The 16,397-nt window shown below is 65.8% G+C and carries 19 protein-coding genes and 1 pseudogene; 8 read left to right on the top strand and 12 right to left on the bottom strand.

The window, feature by feature from the left end:
• Window position 1: 1 nt before the first annotated feature.
• The 4 genes from JOD47_RS02210 to JOD47_RS02225 form a co-directional block, all read right to left on the bottom strand.
• A complete protein-coding gene (locus JOD47_RS02210; RefSeq protein ID WP_204536357.1) occupies window positions 2–1,120 on the bottom strand; it encodes an ABC transporter ATP-binding protein in 1,119 nt (372 codons plus the stop codon).
• Between the two features lie 283 nt (window positions 1,121–1,403).
• Window positions 1,404–2,492, bottom strand: a complete 1,089-nt coding sequence (gene rsgA, locus JOD47_RS02215) for a ribosome small subunit-dependent GTPase A (protein WP_204531520.1) — start codon at window positions 2,490–2,492, stop codon at window positions 1,404–1,406.
• A gap of 214 nt (window positions 2,493–2,706) precedes the next feature.
• Window positions 2,707–3,156: an NUDIX hydrolase gene (locus JOD47_RS02220; protein WP_204531522.1), complete on the bottom strand. Its 450-nt coding sequence runs from the start codon at window positions 3,154–3,156 to the stop codon at window positions 2,707–2,709.
• Window positions 3,157–3,306: 150 nt separating this feature from the next.
• On the bottom strand, window positions 3,307–4,212 hold the full coding sequence (locus tag JOD47_RS02225) for an N-acetylglucosamine kinase (protein ID WP_204531524.1): 906 nt from the start codon (window positions 4,210–4,212) through the stop codon (window positions 3,307–3,309).
• Window positions 4,213–4,290: 78 nt separating this feature from the next.
• Between JOD47_RS02225 and JOD47_RS02230 the strand changes: the two genes are divergently transcribed.
• A complete protein-coding gene (locus tag JOD47_RS02230; protein WP_204531526.1) occupies window positions 4,291–4,779 on the top strand; it encodes an Lrp/AsnC family transcriptional regulator in 489 nt (162 codons plus the stop codon).
• Between the two features lie 37 nt (window positions 4,780–4,816).
• Here the strand turns inward: JOD47_RS02230 and JOD47_RS02235 are convergent, their stop codons facing one another.
• The 3 genes from JOD47_RS02235 to JOD47_RS02245 all read right to left on the bottom strand — a co-directional run bounded on the left by JOD47_RS02235 (window position 4,817) and on the right by JOD47_RS02245 (window position 6,948).
• Window positions 4,817–5,011 (bottom strand): hypothetical protein, encoded by a 195-nt coding sequence (locus JOD47_RS02235; RefSeq protein ID WP_204531528.1) that lies wholly within the window; start codon window positions 5,009–5,011, stop codon window positions 4,817–4,819.
• Window positions 5,008–5,634 carry an ArsR/SmtB family transcription factor gene (locus JOD47_RS02240; RefSeq protein WP_204531530.1) on the bottom strand — a complete coding sequence of 209 codons (627 nt, stop codon included), beginning with the start codon at window positions 5,632–5,634 and terminating at the stop codon, window positions 5,008–5,010. Before JOD47_RS02240 ends, JOD47_RS02235 begins: the two co-directional genes overlap by 4 nt.
• Window positions 5,635–5,700: 66 nt before the next feature.
• On the bottom strand, window positions 5,701–6,948 hold the full coding sequence (locus JOD47_RS02245) for an MFS transporter (protein ID WP_204531532.1): 1,248 nt from the start codon (window positions 6,946–6,948) through the stop codon (window positions 5,701–5,703).
• A gap of 147 nt (window positions 6,949–7,095) precedes the next feature.
• Here JOD47_RS02245 and JOD47_RS02250 point away from each other — a divergent pair, with 147 nt between their 5' ends.
• From JOD47_RS02250 to JOD47_RS02265, 4 genes are all read left to right on the top strand, one after another.
• Window positions 7,096–7,593, top strand: a complete 498-nt coding sequence (locus JOD47_RS02250) for an Lrp/AsnC family transcriptional regulator (RefSeq protein ID WP_372432780.1) — start codon at window positions 7,096–7,098, stop codon at window positions 7,591–7,593.
• Between the two features lie 67 nt (window positions 7,594–7,660).
• Complete coding sequence (locus tag JOD47_RS02255; RefSeq protein ID WP_204531536.1) at window positions 7,661–8,068, top strand: hypothetical protein; 408 nt, start codon at window positions 7,661–7,663, stop codon at window positions 8,066–8,068.
• A complete protein-coding gene (locus JOD47_RS02260) occupies window positions 8,061–9,725 on the top strand; it encodes a sensor histidine kinase (protein ID WP_239547979.1) in 1,665 nt (554 codons plus the stop codon). Before JOD47_RS02255 ends, JOD47_RS02260 begins: the two co-directional genes overlap by 8 nt.
• Window positions 9,722–10,393, top strand: coding sequence for a response regulator transcription factor (locus JOD47_RS02265; RefSeq protein ID WP_204531538.1), 672 nt, complete (start codon window positions 9,722–9,724; stop codon window positions 10,391–10,393). Before JOD47_RS02260 ends, JOD47_RS02265 begins: the two co-directional genes overlap by 4 nt.
• 214 nt (window positions 10,394–10,607) lie before the next feature.
• Here the strand turns inward: JOD47_RS02265 and JOD47_RS02270 are convergent, their stop codons facing one another.
• The 4 genes from JOD47_RS02270 to galU all read right to left on the bottom strand — a co-directional run bounded on the left by JOD47_RS02270 (window position 10,608) and on the right by galU (window position 14,364).
• Window positions 10,608–11,789: a phosphotransferase gene (locus tag JOD47_RS02270; RefSeq protein ID WP_307836180.1), complete on the bottom strand. Its 1,182-nt coding sequence runs from the start codon at window positions 11,787–11,789 to the stop codon at window positions 10,608–10,610.
• Window positions 11,790–11,813: 24 nt separating this feature from the next.
• Window positions 11,814–12,581: a hypothetical protein gene (locus JOD47_RS02275; RefSeq protein WP_204531540.1), complete on the bottom strand. Its 768-nt coding sequence runs from the start codon at window positions 12,579–12,581 to the stop codon at window positions 11,814–11,816.
• Between the two features lie 248 nt (window positions 12,582–12,829).
• Window positions 12,830–13,453: a GNAT family N-acetyltransferase gene (locus tag JOD47_RS02280; protein WP_204536363.1), complete on the bottom strand. Its 624-nt coding sequence runs from the start codon at window positions 13,451–13,453 to the stop codon at window positions 12,830–12,832.
• A gap of 8 nt (window positions 13,454–13,461) precedes the next feature.
• Complete coding sequence (gene galU, locus JOD47_RS02285; protein WP_204531541.1) at window positions 13,462–14,364, bottom strand: UTP--glucose-1-phosphate uridylyltransferase GalU; 903 nt, start codon at window positions 14,362–14,364, stop codon at window positions 13,462–13,464.
• A 72-nt stretch (window positions 14,365–14,436) separates the two neighbouring features.
• Between galU and JOD47_RS02290 the strand changes: the two genes are divergently transcribed.
• Both JOD47_RS02290 and JOD47_RS17730 read left to right on the top strand, forming a co-directional pair.
• Window positions 14,437–15,108, top strand: a complete 672-nt coding sequence (locus tag JOD47_RS02290) for a 5-formyltetrahydrofolate cyclo-ligase (protein WP_204531542.1) — start codon at window positions 14,437–14,439, stop codon at window positions 15,106–15,108.
• Between the two features lie 99 nt (window positions 15,109–15,207).
• Window positions 15,208–15,348, top strand: a pseudogene (locus JOD47_RS17730) (FmdB family zinc ribbon protein); the annotation flags it as partial.
• 14 nt (window positions 15,349–15,362) lie between these two features.
• Here the strand turns inward: JOD47_RS17730 and JOD47_RS17735 are convergent.
• Window positions 15,363–15,608: a hypothetical protein gene (locus tag JOD47_RS17735; RefSeq protein ID WP_307836415.1), complete on the bottom strand. Its 246-nt coding sequence runs from the start codon at window positions 15,606–15,608 to the stop codon at window positions 15,363–15,365.
• A gap of 80 nt (window positions 15,609–15,688) precedes the next feature.
• Between JOD47_RS17735 and cpaB the strand changes: the two genes are divergently transcribed.
• Window positions 15,689–16,369 (top strand): Flp pilus assembly protein CpaB, encoded by a 681-nt coding sequence (gene cpaB, locus JOD47_RS02300; protein ID WP_204531544.1) that lies wholly within the window; start codon window positions 15,689–15,691, stop codon window positions 16,367–16,369.
• The last annotated feature ends 28 nt before the right edge of the window (window positions 16,370–16,397 follow it).

Here is a 16,397-nt window from a genome sequence, read left to right on the forward strand (position 1 = left end):
GTCAGACCGCCGTGTTGTGATCGGTACGGCCGCGGTTCAGGCGTGCCTCCTCGATGAGCTCGAGTACCTCGGCCGCTTGGACCACACCGAGGACCTGCCCATCATCGTCGACCGTGACACCCAGACCGGACGGCGCAGACAACGCCGCATCGAGCGCGCGGCGGAGCGAATCACCACGGCGGTACAGGGAACCGCCGGGCACGAGGTCGTTGACGGAACGAACGCTGTCCCGCATCGCCCGCGGCACCCATCCCTGGGGGCGCCCGTCGTCGTCGACCGCCAGAGTCCAGGAGGAATCGACGGAAACGCTCGGATCGGCGAGCCGGCTCACCCTCACGGTCTCGACGGGGTGGACCTGTACGCCGTCGCCATCCTGGAAAGACAGGCGGCGGAACCCGCGGTCCCTGCCCACGAACCCGGCCACGAAATCATCTACGGGCGCGCGCAGGATCTCTTCCGGAGCCGCATACTGGGCCAGCCGGCCGCCGGTGGCGAAAACCGCAACCTTGTCACCGAGGATGGTTGCCTCATCGATGTCATGGGTGACGAAGACGATGGTCTTGGCGAGGTCCCGCTGGAGCCGAAGCAGCTCTTCCTGGAGCTCGTGGCGCACCACCGGGTCAACCGCGCTGAAGGGCTCGTCCATCAGGAGGATCGGCGGGTCTGCAGCAAGAGCGCGTGCAACACCGACACGCTGCTGCTGACCGCCCGACAGTTGGCCGGGGTACCTCTTGCCGAGCGCGGGTGCGAGGCCGACGACGTCGAGCAATTCAGCCGCCCGTTTCCGTGCAGTTGTTCGCGGCACCCCGTTCAGCCGCGGCACGGTCATGATGTTGTCCAGTACCGTCCGGTGCGGCAGCAGGCCCGAAGACTGCATGACGTACCCCATGGACCGCCGCAGCTCGGAGGCCCGCTGCTGGCCGATGTCCTGGCCGTCGACCAGGATGCTCCCGGAGGTAGGTTCCACCATCCGGTTGATCATGCGCAGGGAGGTGGTCTTGCCGCAGCCCGAAGGCCCCACAAGGACAGTGACGGTGCCCCGATCGATGTCCATACTGAGGTTCTCCACCGCCGCCGCTCCCCCGCCGTAGCTTTTGGAGACGTTACGGAACTGGATCATTGCCGTGGATCCGGAGTTGCCCGCGCCGGGGCCCGAAGTCTTGCCAGTCATGAAGCAATACCTTTCATCGACGTCAGGCCCGGCTCTTAGCCGCTCCCTAGCGATTCTGCGCACCCGCCACAAGTAAAAAGGCTCAGCGGAGGCATCGTCTTGTTGAGTCTAGCTAGGCGTTCGTTGCACACAAGCGCTTGTATGGCCGGTGCGTAAACTTTGTCTCGAATCGTTAACAGGGAACCGGTTCCCTGTTAGCGGGCGCTGGTGTAAACCGGCAAATCGGGGGGCATCATCCTTCCCGGAAGCGATTGCGGAAGTCCTTCGCCATGGCCGCCTCCTTCGCCGTGCGGTGGAAGGACCGGCCGTGCCGGCGCTGCTCGGCGATGCTCTGGCGGCGGTGAAGGCTGGCAAGCTCCCGCTGCATCTTCCCGTAGCTCAGCCAGCGGCGCTCCTCCAGTTCGCCCGTGCCAAGTGCCGTTTGGACGGCACACCCCGGCTCGGAACCGTGCGCACAATCCGTGAACCTGCAGTGCAGAAAGAGTTCCTCAATATCACCGAAGACCGCCTCGAGTCCGTCCTCGGCGTCCCACAGGGCGAAGCCCCGCACGCCCGGAGTATCCATGAGGACCGAACCGGATCCCAGCGGGATGAGCTCCCGCGCCGTGGTGGTATGCCGTCCCTTTCCGTCACCCGCGCGCACTTCCCCCGTATCCTGGGCATGAAACCCCACCAGCGCGTTGATCAGCGTCGACTTGCCTGCGCCCGAGGGACCGATCAGTGCCAGCGTGCTTCCCGCACCGATCCGGACGTGAAGTGCATCAAGGCCGTCACCGGCCTCGGCGGAGGTGGTGAAAACCTCCACGCCCCGGGCACGCTCGACGGTCTGGGACACCACGGCATCGAACCGGCTGCTCAGATCGGCTTTGGTCAGGATGACCAGGGGCACCGCGCCCGAGTCCCAGGCTGCAACGAGGGTCCGCTCGAGCCTGTTGGCGGAGAGCGGACGGTCGATCGGCACCACCACGCCGACCAGATCGATATTGGCTCCAAGTACCTGCGCCTCGGACAGCGGATCATGCGCTTTCTTGCGCTGCAGGGTCGAGTAACGCGGAAGGATGCCGACGACGGCGGGTGGCACCGCGCCGTCGTCGTCGTTGTTTCGTGCAAGCGCCACCCAGTCACCGGTCACCACTGTGCCGTCGGTTTCCACCTGCAGCGGGCCGTGGTTGGTGATGAGCAGAACCCGTCCGCGGTCGGCACGGATTGCGCGCGCCGGTTCGAGGGCGGGGTGGCCCGGTAATGGAAGGGCGGACGGGAAAGTGAAGGAGAAGAGGCCGCGGATGCGGTCGGTGAAGCCGTACTCGGAAAGCGTGTTCAAGGAAAGTCCTTCTTCAGGAGCCTTCCACCAAGGAAAGAATCAGTGCGATTGCGGGCGGGAGGCGAGGGTTATGACGATGGTGGTGCGTGCAGCTGTCAGGCAGGATGCAGCAACGGAAACCAGATTCATAACGTCACCTCCTTCAGCCCCGGGCTTCAGCCCCGGGGGCAATCGATCGCGTGCGTGTTCCCGCCGGATACCAAGCGGAAGAGTTTTATAGTAGCGCCCGGCCCTGACTTTGGTAAGAGAGCCGGATTGCTGTGTCAACGAGTTCGACGCGTGCCAGTTCGGGCACATCGGCGAGGGGCACCCAGGCCGCTTCATCGGTGGACCCGTCCAGTTCGTGGACGAGCTCGCCGGCAACCGGGTGCGCGCGGTAGACAATGCGCAGCGCGTGCATCGGCCGCCCGGAGCCGTTCAGCCGGTCTTCCGGCCGGATGTGGAGGCTGTCAACCCCCAGGAGCTCGTCGAGTTCGACGACGTAGCCGGTCTCCTCCAGCACCTCGCGGACGGCGGCGGTTGGTGCGTCCTCGCCAAGTTCCAGCCCGCCTCCCGGCAGCGTCCACCCCTGCCTGCCGAGCTCATTCCAGTGCGCCAGCAGGATCATTCCATCCCGCACGACGACGGCATACGCACCTACCCGGGTGTCCCATTCCTGCGCCATGAACGCCAGTGTAAACCTGCCATCTGCTCATCGCGGGGAGCAATCCGGTCCGAGGTTAGCGGAATAACGCTCACCCCGGACTGCCGTGGTCTAGAGCGCGTCCGTTCCGCTCACCTGCACCGGGATCAGCGACGAATGGTGTCCCGCCCGCTACAGGGCGCCCGTTCGCAGGAGGTAGTCCACGCCGTGCACGGGGTCGGCGCTGAGGAACCGCACGTCACTGAACCCGTCCTTCTCCAGCCCGGCGCGGATCAGCGCCTGCAGCTTCGGCTGGTGCACGGCAAGGCCGCCGCCGATGATGACCGGGCTGTGTGCCTCGAGAACTGAGGCGACGTCGGTGACCAGCCCGCACAGGTAACGTGCGCCGTCGTCGATGATCTTTTGGGCGGCGCTGTCGCCGGCCTCGGCCGCCTCGAAGACCAGGTGCGCGTGGCCTGCCCAGTAGCGCCTTCCCGACGGCCGGTGGAACAGGGCGATGAGTTCTTCGGGCTCCTGCACGCCGGTGGCTTGAAGGAGCGATGCGCCCAGCACGCCGAGCGGTTCCGCGCGGTTGAAGCGGTGGAGCGTTGCGCGCACAGCTTCCCTGCCCACCCAGTAGCCGCTGCCCTCGTCACCGAGCAGGTATCCCCAGCCGCCTGAACGCGCCTGCCGTCCGCCGGAGTCCAGCCCCCACGCGACGGAACCCGTGCCGGCGATGACCGCGATGCCGGTGGAGGCCTCCCCCGCGGCGAGGATAAGGCGGGTGTCGTGGACAACGTCGATCCGGGCGCGCGGCACCTGCCCTGCGATCAGCTGTCGGAGGGCGCCGGCGTCCTCGTCGGTATCCACGCCTCCGGAGCCGGCCACCACCTGACCGACCTGCCCGCCCAGCGCAGTGAACAGCTCGGCCAGGTTCGCGGCCGCTTCCTCCGCGGTGACGTTCTGGACATTGGCGCTCCCGCTTTTCCCTTCGGCGACCACAACACCCGCGCTCCAGCGCACTCCGTGCGTTTTGGTGCCGCCGATATCAAGACCGACGACGTCGGCAGCTGGATTCTCGTGCTTGTGTTCTGGCATGAGCACAAGGTTACGCACCCGCCGGTAGGCTGAAGGAATTCCCGCAGGCAGGACCACAGGCGAAGCAGGAGCACCCGCATGACGAACAGTCGCAGACCGGACGGACTGGATCCGGTGGACCGTCGAATCGTGCAGGAATTGCTGGCGGACGCGCGGATCACTAATGCGCAGCTCGCCGAGAAAGTGGGCGTTGCACCGTCCACCGCGCTGCTGCGAACCCGCCAGCTGACGGAGCGCGGAGTCATCACCGGCTATCACGCCGAGGTGAATCTGGCCGCAATCGGCCGTGCGGTGCAGGCCCTGATCTCCGTCCAGCTCAACGGGCACAACCGCGAGGAGATCGACAGGTTCACCTCCCGGGTGCACGCCCTGCCCGAGGTGGTCGCCACGTTCCATGTTTCAGGTTCGGTGGACTACCTCATCCACCTCGCGGTTGCGGACACGGACGCCCTGAGGGACTGGGTACTGGACTACCTCACCACGGATCCGGTGGTGGGACATACGGAGACCACCCTGATCTTCAACCGCATGGAGGGCAACGCGGGCCTGCTGCCCGGACCTGGCTAGGGCCTGGCCCGGCTAGAGGCGCTGGCCAAAGGCCCGGCTAAATCCAAAGCCCTGAGTGGCGGATGGCCGTTCCGTCGCGGAGACGGTCCTCGTGTGTACGGTGGTCAACCATGGTGTGTTCCTGCGCAGCGAGCCGTTCGCCTGTGCTGACGAGCCAGCGGCCAACAGTGATGAGCAGGGCTTCGAATCCGGAGGGTTGTGCTGGTGGGTAGAGACCGGCAAGCGTGGTCATGGCGTGTGCTCTTTTCGGGAAGGAGGCTCAGGGAACTGGCCCTGGACGATCGGAAAGGTGTTGAGGTGGATCTGTACGGCCTTGGCATCCGGCGAGGCGTTGCCGTCCGGGCGGTACTTTTCGAAGAGGTCGCGTGCGAGCCGCATCAGCTCATCCGAGAGCTCTGCCAGTTGAGCAGCGGTGAGCCGGGCGTTGATGGTGGAGATGACCGAGGCATCGAGCCACTCCTCCGGCAGAACGAAGGGACCGCGTTCCAGGTAGTCCTCGAGCAGTCCGGCCCTGTTGTGGCTGAACTCCCGGGTGACGATTGCGGCTACGTCCCGGGTGCCGGGATCATGTGCCATGTCACTGGAATAGAGGTTGAGGGCCCCGGGTGGGCGCTCCCACCAGCGCTCGCGCGCTGATCCTCTACCTTCCACTTCACGGACAAGCTCGTGCCGCGCCAGCTGCCTGAGGTGGTAGCTGGTGGACCCGCTCGACTCCCCGAGCCGGGCTGCGAGCGCACTGGCAGTCTGCGGGCCGAACTGGGACAACGCGTTGAGAAGCTGGATCCTCAGCGGATGCGTCAGCGCCTTCAATGCGTTGAAATCGACTGTGCGATCGTTCGGTTGTGCGGACTCCATACATGGACGATACGCGCGCAAAGATTCCTTTGCAATGGTTTATTTGCAAATACTTCTTTGCAGTTCCTACGTCACTGATGCGGCGCTCCGGCGAAGGAAAATCGCCATCCCGACGCAGGCGGCTGCGATCGCCGCGGAGAAGAACCCAACCGCCGTCATGAGCCCCACTGCATCCACCGCGAGGCCCAGGCCGAGTACCGGCACCGCGCTTCCGAGGTAGGTGATCACGTAGACGGTGCTGATGATCTGGGCATGCTGGGATCCCTCGACCTGCTGTGCAACCGCGTTGAAGAGAATCCGGAAGGCAACCCCCTGTCCCGCTCCGGCACAAACGAGCGCAGCAACAAGGAGGGCAACGCTTCCCACACTGCCCGCGACCGGAACAAGCGCTACCCCGCCCGCCATGACGAGCAGGCCGACCACGCCGGCCTGAGCGGGCTTCGCGGCCCCCTGCGGGAAGAGTTGGGTCGCAGCGGAGACGGCCAGGACCAGTCCGGCAAGCAGGCCCACCAGCGGCCTGCTGACCTCTCCGGCCATGGCAGTGACATACGTCGGCGCCAGGCTGAGCGAAAAGCCGAAGACAGCGAAACTGAGGAATCCGACGGCGGCAGCAGACCAGAACGCCCTGCGTGCGGTCCGGGACACTGCGGGGCGCCTCGGCTTCAGCGCGGACAACGGGCGGGCAGGCAACGCGGGCTTGATCGCCGGGCGGGCCTCAAGCCGCACCAGTGGGATCAGAAGCAACGCGAGGAAGACGGCGTAGATCCCGAACGGAAGCCTGGTCGGTTCGGGGAAGAGGGACAGCAGGCCGCCCGTGATCGGCCCTGCGGCCACTCCCCCCGCGGACGCAACCAGTGTGAAGCGTGAAGCCCATTCCGGGCGGTGCGGCAACAGATCCCGCAGCGCGGCCGAACTGGCCCCGGTAGCGCACGCCACTGCCGCGCCCTGGAGGCAACGGCCAAGGACCAGCATGGGCAACGATGTGGCTCCGCCGAACACAACGACCCCCACAACACCGGTGAGGACGGCGAGCACCAGCGCGGCCCGGCGCCCGATATGGTCCGACCAGTGACCGACCAGAAGCAGGCCCGCGACAAGCGTCAGAACATAAGCGGAGAACGCCACTGTCGTATCGAAGGCGCTGAGGCCGAGGTCGGCGCGGATCAGCGGGTAGAGCGGCGTCGCGAGATTCGCGCCCACCAGCAGGGTAGCCATAACGACGACGGCGAGGCCGAGCCGTGTGCGCACGGATGCGTCCCAGCGGGGAGACTGCGCAGGTGCAGGACGCATCCGCAATTCGCTGATGACGCTCATGGACACCTTCCGTCGATTCTTACCATTCCTCCTATTGATGGTGAGGTCTGAGGGTTAGCGTGGCAGCTGGATTGGGCATACTCTGATCATCGTGCTCAAAATTCGTGGGAGATCCGGCTCCCCGGTGGGCTGAACGAGGAGTTGTGCATGCTGGACCGAACGGACATCCGCCTCCTTCGCGAACTGGTCCACGAACCGCGCTCGCAGGTCAGTCAGCTCAGCGAGACTCTCGGCATGGCCCGCAACACCGCCCAGGCGAGGATGCAGCGGCTGTTCCGATCCGGCATCCTGCGCCGGAGCGGAAGGGAACTGGACCTCGCACGCCTGGAGTACGACGTCGTCGCTTTTATCACGATCGAGGTGACGCACAGGGAACTGGACGGTGTCATCTCGGCGTTGCGCACACTGGAACAGGTGCTCGAAGTCCATGAGATCTCGGGCCGGGGCGATGTATGGTGCCGCGTCGCGGCGAAGGACACGCATCATCTGCAGTCGGCGCTGCGGTCGGTCTTGCGCATCAAGGGCGTGATCCGCACCGAGACGGTACTGGCCCTCCATGAACACATCCCGTACCGCGTGGAGCCGCTCCTTGACCGGCTGCTTGCCGAGAAGAAGTCACAGACCAGGCCGTCTTCCGACTCCTGAGCCGCGCTCGGGAAAGAGTTGATTCCGTTCTCATCTGCATCTCATGATGTGTGGGGATACTTGACCTATGAAACGGTCGCAGATGCACACGTGGCTCATCACCGCAGCCAGCGCGGGGGCTGTTGTTGCGGTTGGCGTTGCGATGATCGGCTCGCTGCGGGGGCCGGCCCCGGAGAACCTGGGCCCCGCGGTGGGCGTGACCGATACGCAGCCCCCGGCGCCTCCCGGCACTCCCTCACCTACCCCGACCCCAACGAGCACTCCGACGCCGTCAGTTTCGCCCTCCGATGTGCCTGCGCCTCCCGCGCCGGAGCCCTCAGCTGAGCCGACTCCTGAACCCACGGAAGCGGCTTCGGCGCCCCCCGCCGTTGTTCCCGCTCCGCCGCCCGTCATCCAGGACGACGATGACGACAGCGGTCGGGGACGCGGCGGAGATGACGGCATTGACGACGACGGCGAGGTGGACGATGACTAGGCCCGACGCCGACTCCTCCACCCGTCCCGGGACCGGTGCGGACTCACCACCACCGAGGGAAGCACCACCCACGGAGCGCATTCCCCTGGGCCCTCCCCCGGCCTCCGAGCCGACCATCCTCGTGAAGGTGCCGCGCGCGGACGCAGACACCCCCGTCGCGGCGGCCCAACAGGAAGGCAGGCCCGGCCTTGGAACCCGTCTCCTGGCGTCGCTGCGCGGATACTCATCGGTGCGCACCCGGGTTCTGGCCGCCATGCTGGTCCTCAGCGCGCTCGGGCTGCTGCTTGCCGGTGCCACTGCCTATGCACTCCAGCGCAACGATCTCAACAGCGACATGGATGAATCGCTGACGCGCAGTTTCCAGGAGCTGGAAACCCTACTGGCCACCGGTATTGATCCCGACACGCTGGAGCCGTTCGTGGAGGCCGACCAGCTGGTCTATCTGGTGATGCAGCGGACGCTGACCCAGCCCAACGAGGGAATGATGGCGGTACGCGATGACCAGGTGATTTTCTTCGCGAACGAGGAGGTCGAAGTCCGGCTCGAGGATGATCCGGCGCTGGTCAACTATGTGACTGATGTGGCGCCGTCGGATCAGGTGACCGTCCAGTCGGTGAGTACCGCCTTCACCGACTACCGGGTTCTGGTGGCCCCGGTCATGCTTGCCAACGACGCCCAGCCCACCTTCTTCGTTCTGGGGTTTGATGCCGAAGCGGAGCACCGCCAGCTGAACCGGACCTTCGGCACCTACGCACTGATCAGCTTTGCCACGCTGGCTCTCATCGGCGTCGTCGGCTTCCTTCTCGTGGGCAAGCTGCTCGATCCCATCCGCAGGGTCCGCACCACTGCACAGCGCATCACCGACACGGACCTGTCGCAGCGGATCGAGGTGACCGGCAACGATGATCTCTCTGACCTGACCCGCACGGTCAACGCGATGCTTGACCGGCTGGAGGGATCCTTCACGTCACAGCGCCAGCTGCTCGACGACGTCGGTCATGAGTTGCGCACGCCGATCACCATTGTGCAGGGCCATCTGGAGCTGCAGGACTCAACAGATCCGCGCGACGTCCAGGCAGTGCGTGACATCGCCCTGGATGAGCTCGACCGGATGCGCCTGCTCGTGGATGACCTGGTGACCCTGGCCGGCATAGCGGGGCCGAACTTCGTTCGCCCTGAACCGGTGAATCTCGGCAGGCTGACCGACGATGTCATGGACAAGGCACGGACGCTGGGTGCCCGCCGTTGGATCATCGACTCGCGGGCGGAGGCGATCGCTGTGCTGGATCCCCGCCGCATCACCCAGGCATGGCTGCAACTGGTCGCCAACTCGGTGAAATTCACCGAGGAAGGAACCACGATCGCGATCGGCTCCCGCAAGGACGACGACGGCGCGTGGCTCTGGGTGCGCGACGAAGGCACCGGCATTGCCCGCGAGGACCAGAAGAGGATCTTCGATCGCTTCGAGCGCGGGCCGAGCAGCAAGCGCACCGAGGGCGCCGGTCTCGGCCTCACGATCGTCAGCGCTATTACGGAGGCGCACGGGGGTGAGGTTGAGCTTCGGTCCGCACCCGGACAGGGCTCGACGTTCACCATGGCGATCCCGTCCCTGCCCCTGGGCTCCTCCCCCGCCACTACTGAGGAAGAACGCCCGTGAGCCAGATCCTGATCGTTGAGGATGAAGACCGTATCAGCTCATTCGTGGCCAAGGGCCTGCGCGCCGCCGGTTACGTGCCCACCGTCGCCGACAACGGGCGGGACGGCTACCATCTCGCGCAGACCGGGGACTTCGAGCTCATTGTGCTGGACCTCGGGCTGCCCGACCAGGACGGCTTCACCGTGCTGCGGCGGCTGCGCGAGTCCAGGAACAGCATTCCTGTCATCATCCTCTCGGCACGCAGCTCGGTGGATGACACCGTTGCAGGGCTGGAAGGCGGCGCGGACGACTACATGTCAAAGCCGTTCCGGTTCGAGGAACTGCTGGCACGGGTGCGCCTGCGGCTCCGCCAGGAAGCACCGTCCGCGGACAATTCCGTGCTCTCACACGGCGATCTGCAGCTGGACCTCAGATCCCGCAGGGCACTAGTGAACGGGAAGGAAGTGGATCTCTCGGCACGGGAGTTCGCTCTTGCAGAGGCATTCCTGCGCAATCCCGGCCAGGTGCTCAGCCGGGAGCAGCTACTCTCCCGGGTCTGGGGCTACGACTTCGATCCCGGATCCAACGTGGTGGACGTCTATGTGCGCTACCTGCGAAACAAGCTGGGCGTCGAACGTTTCGCCACAGTGCGCGGGATGGGCTACCGCCTCGTCGCCGACGATTCCTGACGTACCTGCTTTCCACTCGTGCTTCAGACAGGGGCGGACCCGGGCGCGGTTGGGGGAACGCACCCGGGTCCTTCGGAAGTGACCGGCCGGTACAGTTGCTGTCCCGAACGGCCACGGGTCCGGTTGCTCAATCATGACCGTCGATTGTGAGAGCCGGAGGAATCCCAGATGAGAAAACTCTCACGAAGCGCCTGAACCCGGGAAGGGCCCCGGATCACAGGAAGTTCTCAGCCACCCCTAACCGGCGCAGCGCGCCTGCCCGCCAACCGCCGCCCGCCTGGTCTTCGCCTGAATTCCTCGCACCGGCGACGAGCGTCAGTGCGACGCCAGCCGCCCTCGCCCGAAGCGCTGTCGGATCAACGTACTCTTCGAAGGCCCGCTGGAACCGCGACTGCGCTGCGGGAACCTCGGTGTAGCGCTCATCTACGCAGGGCAGAACGGCAAGGTGCGCAAGGAAGCACGCCAGATCGTCCACCAGGTGGCCCGGGCCCACACCGTCGAGATCGAGAAGAGCGGTGATGCTTCCGCCTTCGACCAGAAGATTCCCCTCATAGAAATCGCCGTGGGTTGCAACCACCGGCCCCGCGGACGCGGTGCGGATGACCGATTCCACCCGCGAAGCAAGCACGCTGATCCGCTCCGATTCCGAAGGCAGGACGGCGGTGGCAGCGCTCGCGTAGCTCCGGACCCCTGCGGACCACGGCCGCCGTGCCGGCAGGCTGCACACGGTGCGGGGCAACCGTTTCAGCAGGTCGACCAGGACCTCCGGCTCAAGACCGGTTGCGCCGTCCGCCAAGAGCCGCTGCGCGAGTGGTGTTCCGGCGGACGGCCTCGTGACCAGCACATCCCTGCGCGGGGAATCCGCAGGCTGCGGGACAGGAATGCCCGCACCGAGCAGCAGCCGGTGCCGCTCGTGAAGCGCCGCGGCACGGTCATGCGGCAGCACCTTCAGGAAGCGGGTCTGGCCCGCACCTTCGGCTCGCAGCACTGCCCGCCTCATGGGCCGATAGCCCAGTGTGGTGAGCGTGGCTGTGGGGACGCCGAAAAGTGCAGGACCAACGGAGCGGGCATCGCACGCCCAGCCCAAATCAGGAAGCAGCGGATCGTTGGGATGGCTCCAGGCCAGGAGCGCCATGCCTGCCGGCCCGCGCAACCGCACCGAGCGGGGAAACGTACCGGCTACCGGGCGGGTGGTGACGCAGAGAAATCCGTTCAGTGGGCCGCCCGGCGTCTTACACCGGAGCGCGTAGATGCCGGTGACCCCGGCACCTGGCCGGTGATGGATGCCCCGCAGGGACCACTGGTCGAGCGAACCGGTCAGCGCGGCTGCCGCTGCCTCGAGCGCCGGCCCGATGGCCCGTCCTTCCAGTAGCGCAAGCTCGTCCGCCTCCGTCACCGGGCGCCCGCTTCCGGACGGGGACTAGGCGCGGCGACGCTGCAGGATGTCGTCCAGGTTCATCTTGGGCGTGGCGGGTGCCTCGGCCTGGGGCGCGGCAGCGGTCTTGGGAGCGACGGCACCGTTCTTGATCGGAGTCTTGGCCTGGGGCTTCGGCGCCTCGGGCAGGTCCAGCGGAGCCGGGTCTTCGCGCTCCGCCTTCGGGGCCTCAATGTAGGTGGGCTTCGGTACCTGCACAGGCTGCCAGGGCGTCCCTGCGCCGGCGGGATTCTCCCCGGACTCTGCGGCGACGGCCAGCGCTGCGGCGCGCAGTTCAGCCGCGGTGAACTGGACAGGGGCATCAACCGCGGTGTCGGCGTCGTCGTTGTTTGTGTTCTTCTCCGCTGCGTTGCGGTTTCCCGGATCCTCGGCGTTGAACAGTGTGGTGGGCCGCTGCGCTGTGTGCCTTTCCGGTGTCGGTTCTGCTGCCGGCTCCTGGGAAGCAGCTGGAACCCGCCCAGCACTGCGACGGCGACCGCGCACGGCGAGCGTGCGAAGCACCACGACGCTCGCAATTGCCGTCAGGAGCGCCACCACCGGAAGAACTGAAGAGACCAGCCCGATGACAGCCAGCACAGAGGTGATTAGCGCTGCGGAGAGCGCAACCGCACCGACAAGCGCAATCGAAAGCCTGCCCCAGTGAATCCGGAGGCTCGGCCCCCGGCCGACTACCTTCGAAGACCCGGAGCCTGCGCGCCCGGTGGTCGCGGGTCCGGTTGTGGGCCGAGAATCGTCGGCGGCGGACATTGTCATGACGCTCCTTTGGAAACCGGCGTCCCCGTGTGCGGTGCCTGGAAATGCAATGGGTGCGAGGCCGGTAACGGGGAGTGGCTGCCGGCGCCGCATCAGAAAAGGAGCTACCCAAATGAGCCAGAGCCCGACGATTGCCGCCAGTACGACTGAGCTGTTCAGAGAGAAGTCCACTTACAAAACGTTAGGAGCAGTTGCCCCTTCGGTCTCTCATTCACCGCGGTGTGTCCGAGGGCAAATCAGGAACTTCGTCAAAGCCGCGGTGCTATTTCCTGCCACCTGCGCAAAAGGCCGCCAGGAACCTCGTCGGCAGTGAGCGCAAAGGAACGATGGTCGGCCCAGGAACCCGCGATGTGCAGGTAGGACCGGCGCATACCCTCATCCCTGAAACCCAGTTTGCGGACCACCCGGAGACTGGCTGCGTTTTCCGGCCGGATGTTGATCTCCATGCGGTGCAGACCGAGTTCCCAGAAGCAGTAGTCCGTCGCAAGAGCCACTGCTGTCGGGGCGACTCCGCGGCCCGCCCGCTCCCTGTCCACCCAGTAGCCGAGTGTTGCGGTCAGGGCGGAACCCCAGACAATTCCGGACACCGTGAGCTGCCCTGCCATGGCTGGCCGGCTTCCCCCATCGGGCCGCTCGGCGATCACGAACGGCAGCGCACTGGCGGAGCGCACCTGCGAGTTCAGGGCCCGTACCATCTCGTGGTAGGTGGGCAGGTATCCGCCCGGTGCCGGATTGGACGCTTCCCACGGCGAGAGCCAGTCGACATTGCGCTGACGCAGTTCCAGCCATTCGCGTTTGTCGCGGTGCCGGAGCGGACGTAGGACGAGATTGCCGGTTTCAAGGGTGACCGGCCAGGTGAACCGACCCCACATGTCAGTTGTTAGCCGTCGAAGGAGCCAGTGAACTCCTGCAGCCACTTCCTCAGGTCAGGGCCAAGGTCCTCGCGTTCCGAGGACAGGGTGACCACTGCCTTGAGGTAGCTCAGCTTGTCCCCCGTGTCATACCGGCGGCCGCGGAAGACAACACCATAGACGCCGGATCCCTCTCCCTCCGCCGCTGCAAGGGTCTGTAGCGCGTCAGTCAGCTGAATCTCGCCACCACGCCCCGGCCCGGTCTCCTCCAGGACACCGAAGACCCGGGGATGCAGGACATAACGGCCGATGACGGCCAGGTTGGAGGGCGCCTCGTCTGCAGCCGGCTTCTCAACCAGCTCGTTGACGCGGACGTATTCCTCACCGTCGAGCGCAGAGATGTCAGCGCAGCCGTAAGCGCTGATCTGGTCAGGATCAACCTCGATCAGAGCGATCACTGAACCGCCGGTTCTGGCCTGGACATCAATCATGGTTTCAAGCAGTTCATCGCGCTCATCGATCAGGTCATCGCCGAGCAGCACGGCGAAGGGCTCGTTCCCGACATGGAGCTTGGCCCGCAGCACCGCATGCCCGAGGCCCTTGGGATCCCCCTGGCGCAGATAGTGGATGTCGCCGAGCTCCGAGGCACGGCGCACACTGGCGAGCTTCTCGAAATCGCCCTTTGCTTCGAGGGTCTGCTCGATGAACGGCACCCGGTCGAAGTGGTCCTCAAGCGACCTCTTGTTGCGCCCGGTGATCATGAGGATGTCATTGATACCGGCGCCGACCGCTTCCTCGACCACGTACTGAATGGCGGGTCGGTCCACAACCGGCAGCATTTCCTTGGGCATCGCCTTGGTGGCCGGCAGGAACCTGGTACCCAGCCCAGCTGCAGGAATGACGGCCTTGTTCACTCTTGGTCGCTCAGTCATGCCACAACACTACAGAATTGGCCGCTCCTTCGATGCACGTGCTGCGTCCGGCACCCGCTGTACAGTGCCAGCATGGACTCATCTGCTTACGGGGCGACGTCATCTCCGCGCCCGACGCCGTCCTCCCAGGTCAAGGAGGAGCTGCGCCGCACTCTGCGCGGGCGGCGTCTCCGGGTGTCACACCCGGAGCAGGAAACAGCGGCGACCGCGCTGGCCAAGCACGTGCTCACGTGGCTGGAGGCTGGCGACGTTCGGGGCACCGGGTACATCGCGTCGTACCTGTCAGCTACTCCGGAGCCCGGCACCGGGATGCTGTTGCCTGCCCTCGTTGAGGCGGGCTACGACGTCGTCGTTCCCGTGTGTGAACCGCAGTATCAGTTGAGCTGGGTGCACTGGGAAGCCGGTATCGAGCTTGCCAGGAGCCCGCGCGCACCCCTGTGGGAGCCAGTGGGCGAGCGCCGGCATTTCACGGCTCTGATGCCGCTGCGCCTGGTGCTTGTGCCCGGACTGGGCATGGATGAACTGGGAAACAGGATTGGCCAGGGCGGCGGGTACTACGACCGGTTCCTCGCGCAACTGGTACTGGAACAGCCGGATGCCACCCGGCTGGGCTATCTGTACGACGAGGAAGTACTACCTGCCGGCAGTGTCGAAGCGACGCCGCTCGACATGCCCCTCCACGGCGCTTTCACGCCCTCCGGCCTCTACCAGGCCGCCCGGCGTCATTCCTCACCAGCCGGCTAAACAGTGTAGAATTGGCACTCGGGCGGGTCGAGTGCCAAAGTTCTGGCTCACCAGCGCAGCCGGACCGTCCCCGAACAACTTTCTCCAGGAGGATTGTCCATGCCTACATACGCTTACGCTTGCAGGGACTGCGGCCATGCCTTCGACGTGCAGCAGTCCTTTTCGGATGACTCCCTGACCGTCTGCCCCGAGTGCGAAGGTAGGCTGCGCAAGAAGTTCAACAGCGTGGGTGTTGTCTTCAAGGGCTCGGGGTTCTACCGCACGGACTCCCGCGCCAGCTCCTCATCAGTCGAGACGGGCAACAGCCCGGCAGCCAAGCCGGCTGGAACTTCGTCGGGTTCCGAGGGCAAGGCCCCTTCGACCCCAGCGAAATCATCCGGTACTTCATCGTCGTCGTCATCGTCGGCGAAGGGATCCGCGACGGCTGCCACGGCGGCTTCGGCGTAACTCGGATCGCGCTGCGAGTACTTCCCGCGTCGGGAGTTCCGGTTGTCCTGCACAACCGCTACTCCTGGGGCGGTTTTTCCACATAGGGGCTCTTTCCCCACCGCCTGAACGGCCGCCTGCCTAACGTTTGTCCATGAGTAAATCCGCCAGCGCACCCACTCGGACGCGGAACCGGCTCCGCGCCTTCACCTTCCGGAAACGGCGCCTGCTGGCTGCCGGCATTCTCTGCGCCGCAGCGGGCGTCGCTGTTGAAGTACTCCTACCCCCGGATCCGGCCACCGTGCAGGTGGTTGCTGCGTCAGCGGATCTCCCCGTGGGCACCGTGCTCACCGCGGAACAGCTCGCCGTTGTCCAGCTTCCCGAGGCTGCCGTCCCGGAACATTCGTTCAAATCCCCGGACCTGGTCGCCGGACAGCAACTGGCGACACCTGTTTACGCGGGCGACATACTTGCCCAGAACTTTCTGGTCGGAGCGGGCCTTCTTGTCGGCAGCCCCGAGGGCACCGTGGCCGTCCCCCTCCGGCCGGCAGACGCATCAACCGTGCAGCTGTTGGCGGCCGGGCAGCGGGTCGATGTGGTGCTCAGTACGGGCAATGGCTTTGAAACGTCGGCGAAGAACACCGTCCTGGCGCGTGGGCTGCCGGTACTGTGGACGTCCGACGAGTCAGGAGCAGGGCCGTTCGCGGCGCCGTCGGGAAACGAAGACGGGCTCGTGGTGGTCGCCGCGAATCCTGATGAGGCTGCGGCGCTGGCCGGTGCGTCCAGCACCGGCCAGGTTCACCTGGTTCTTACGGCGGCGAGCAGCGGCCCGTGAGTGAATTCCAGGACGGCTACCGCCGGGT

Origin of the sequence: Arthrobacter tumbae (genome assembly GCF_016907495.1) — a bacterium.
In the GTDB taxonomy this organism is placed as follows: Bacteria; Actinomycetota; Actinomycetes; order Actinomycetales; family Micrococcaceae; genus Arthrobacter_D; species Arthrobacter_D tumbae.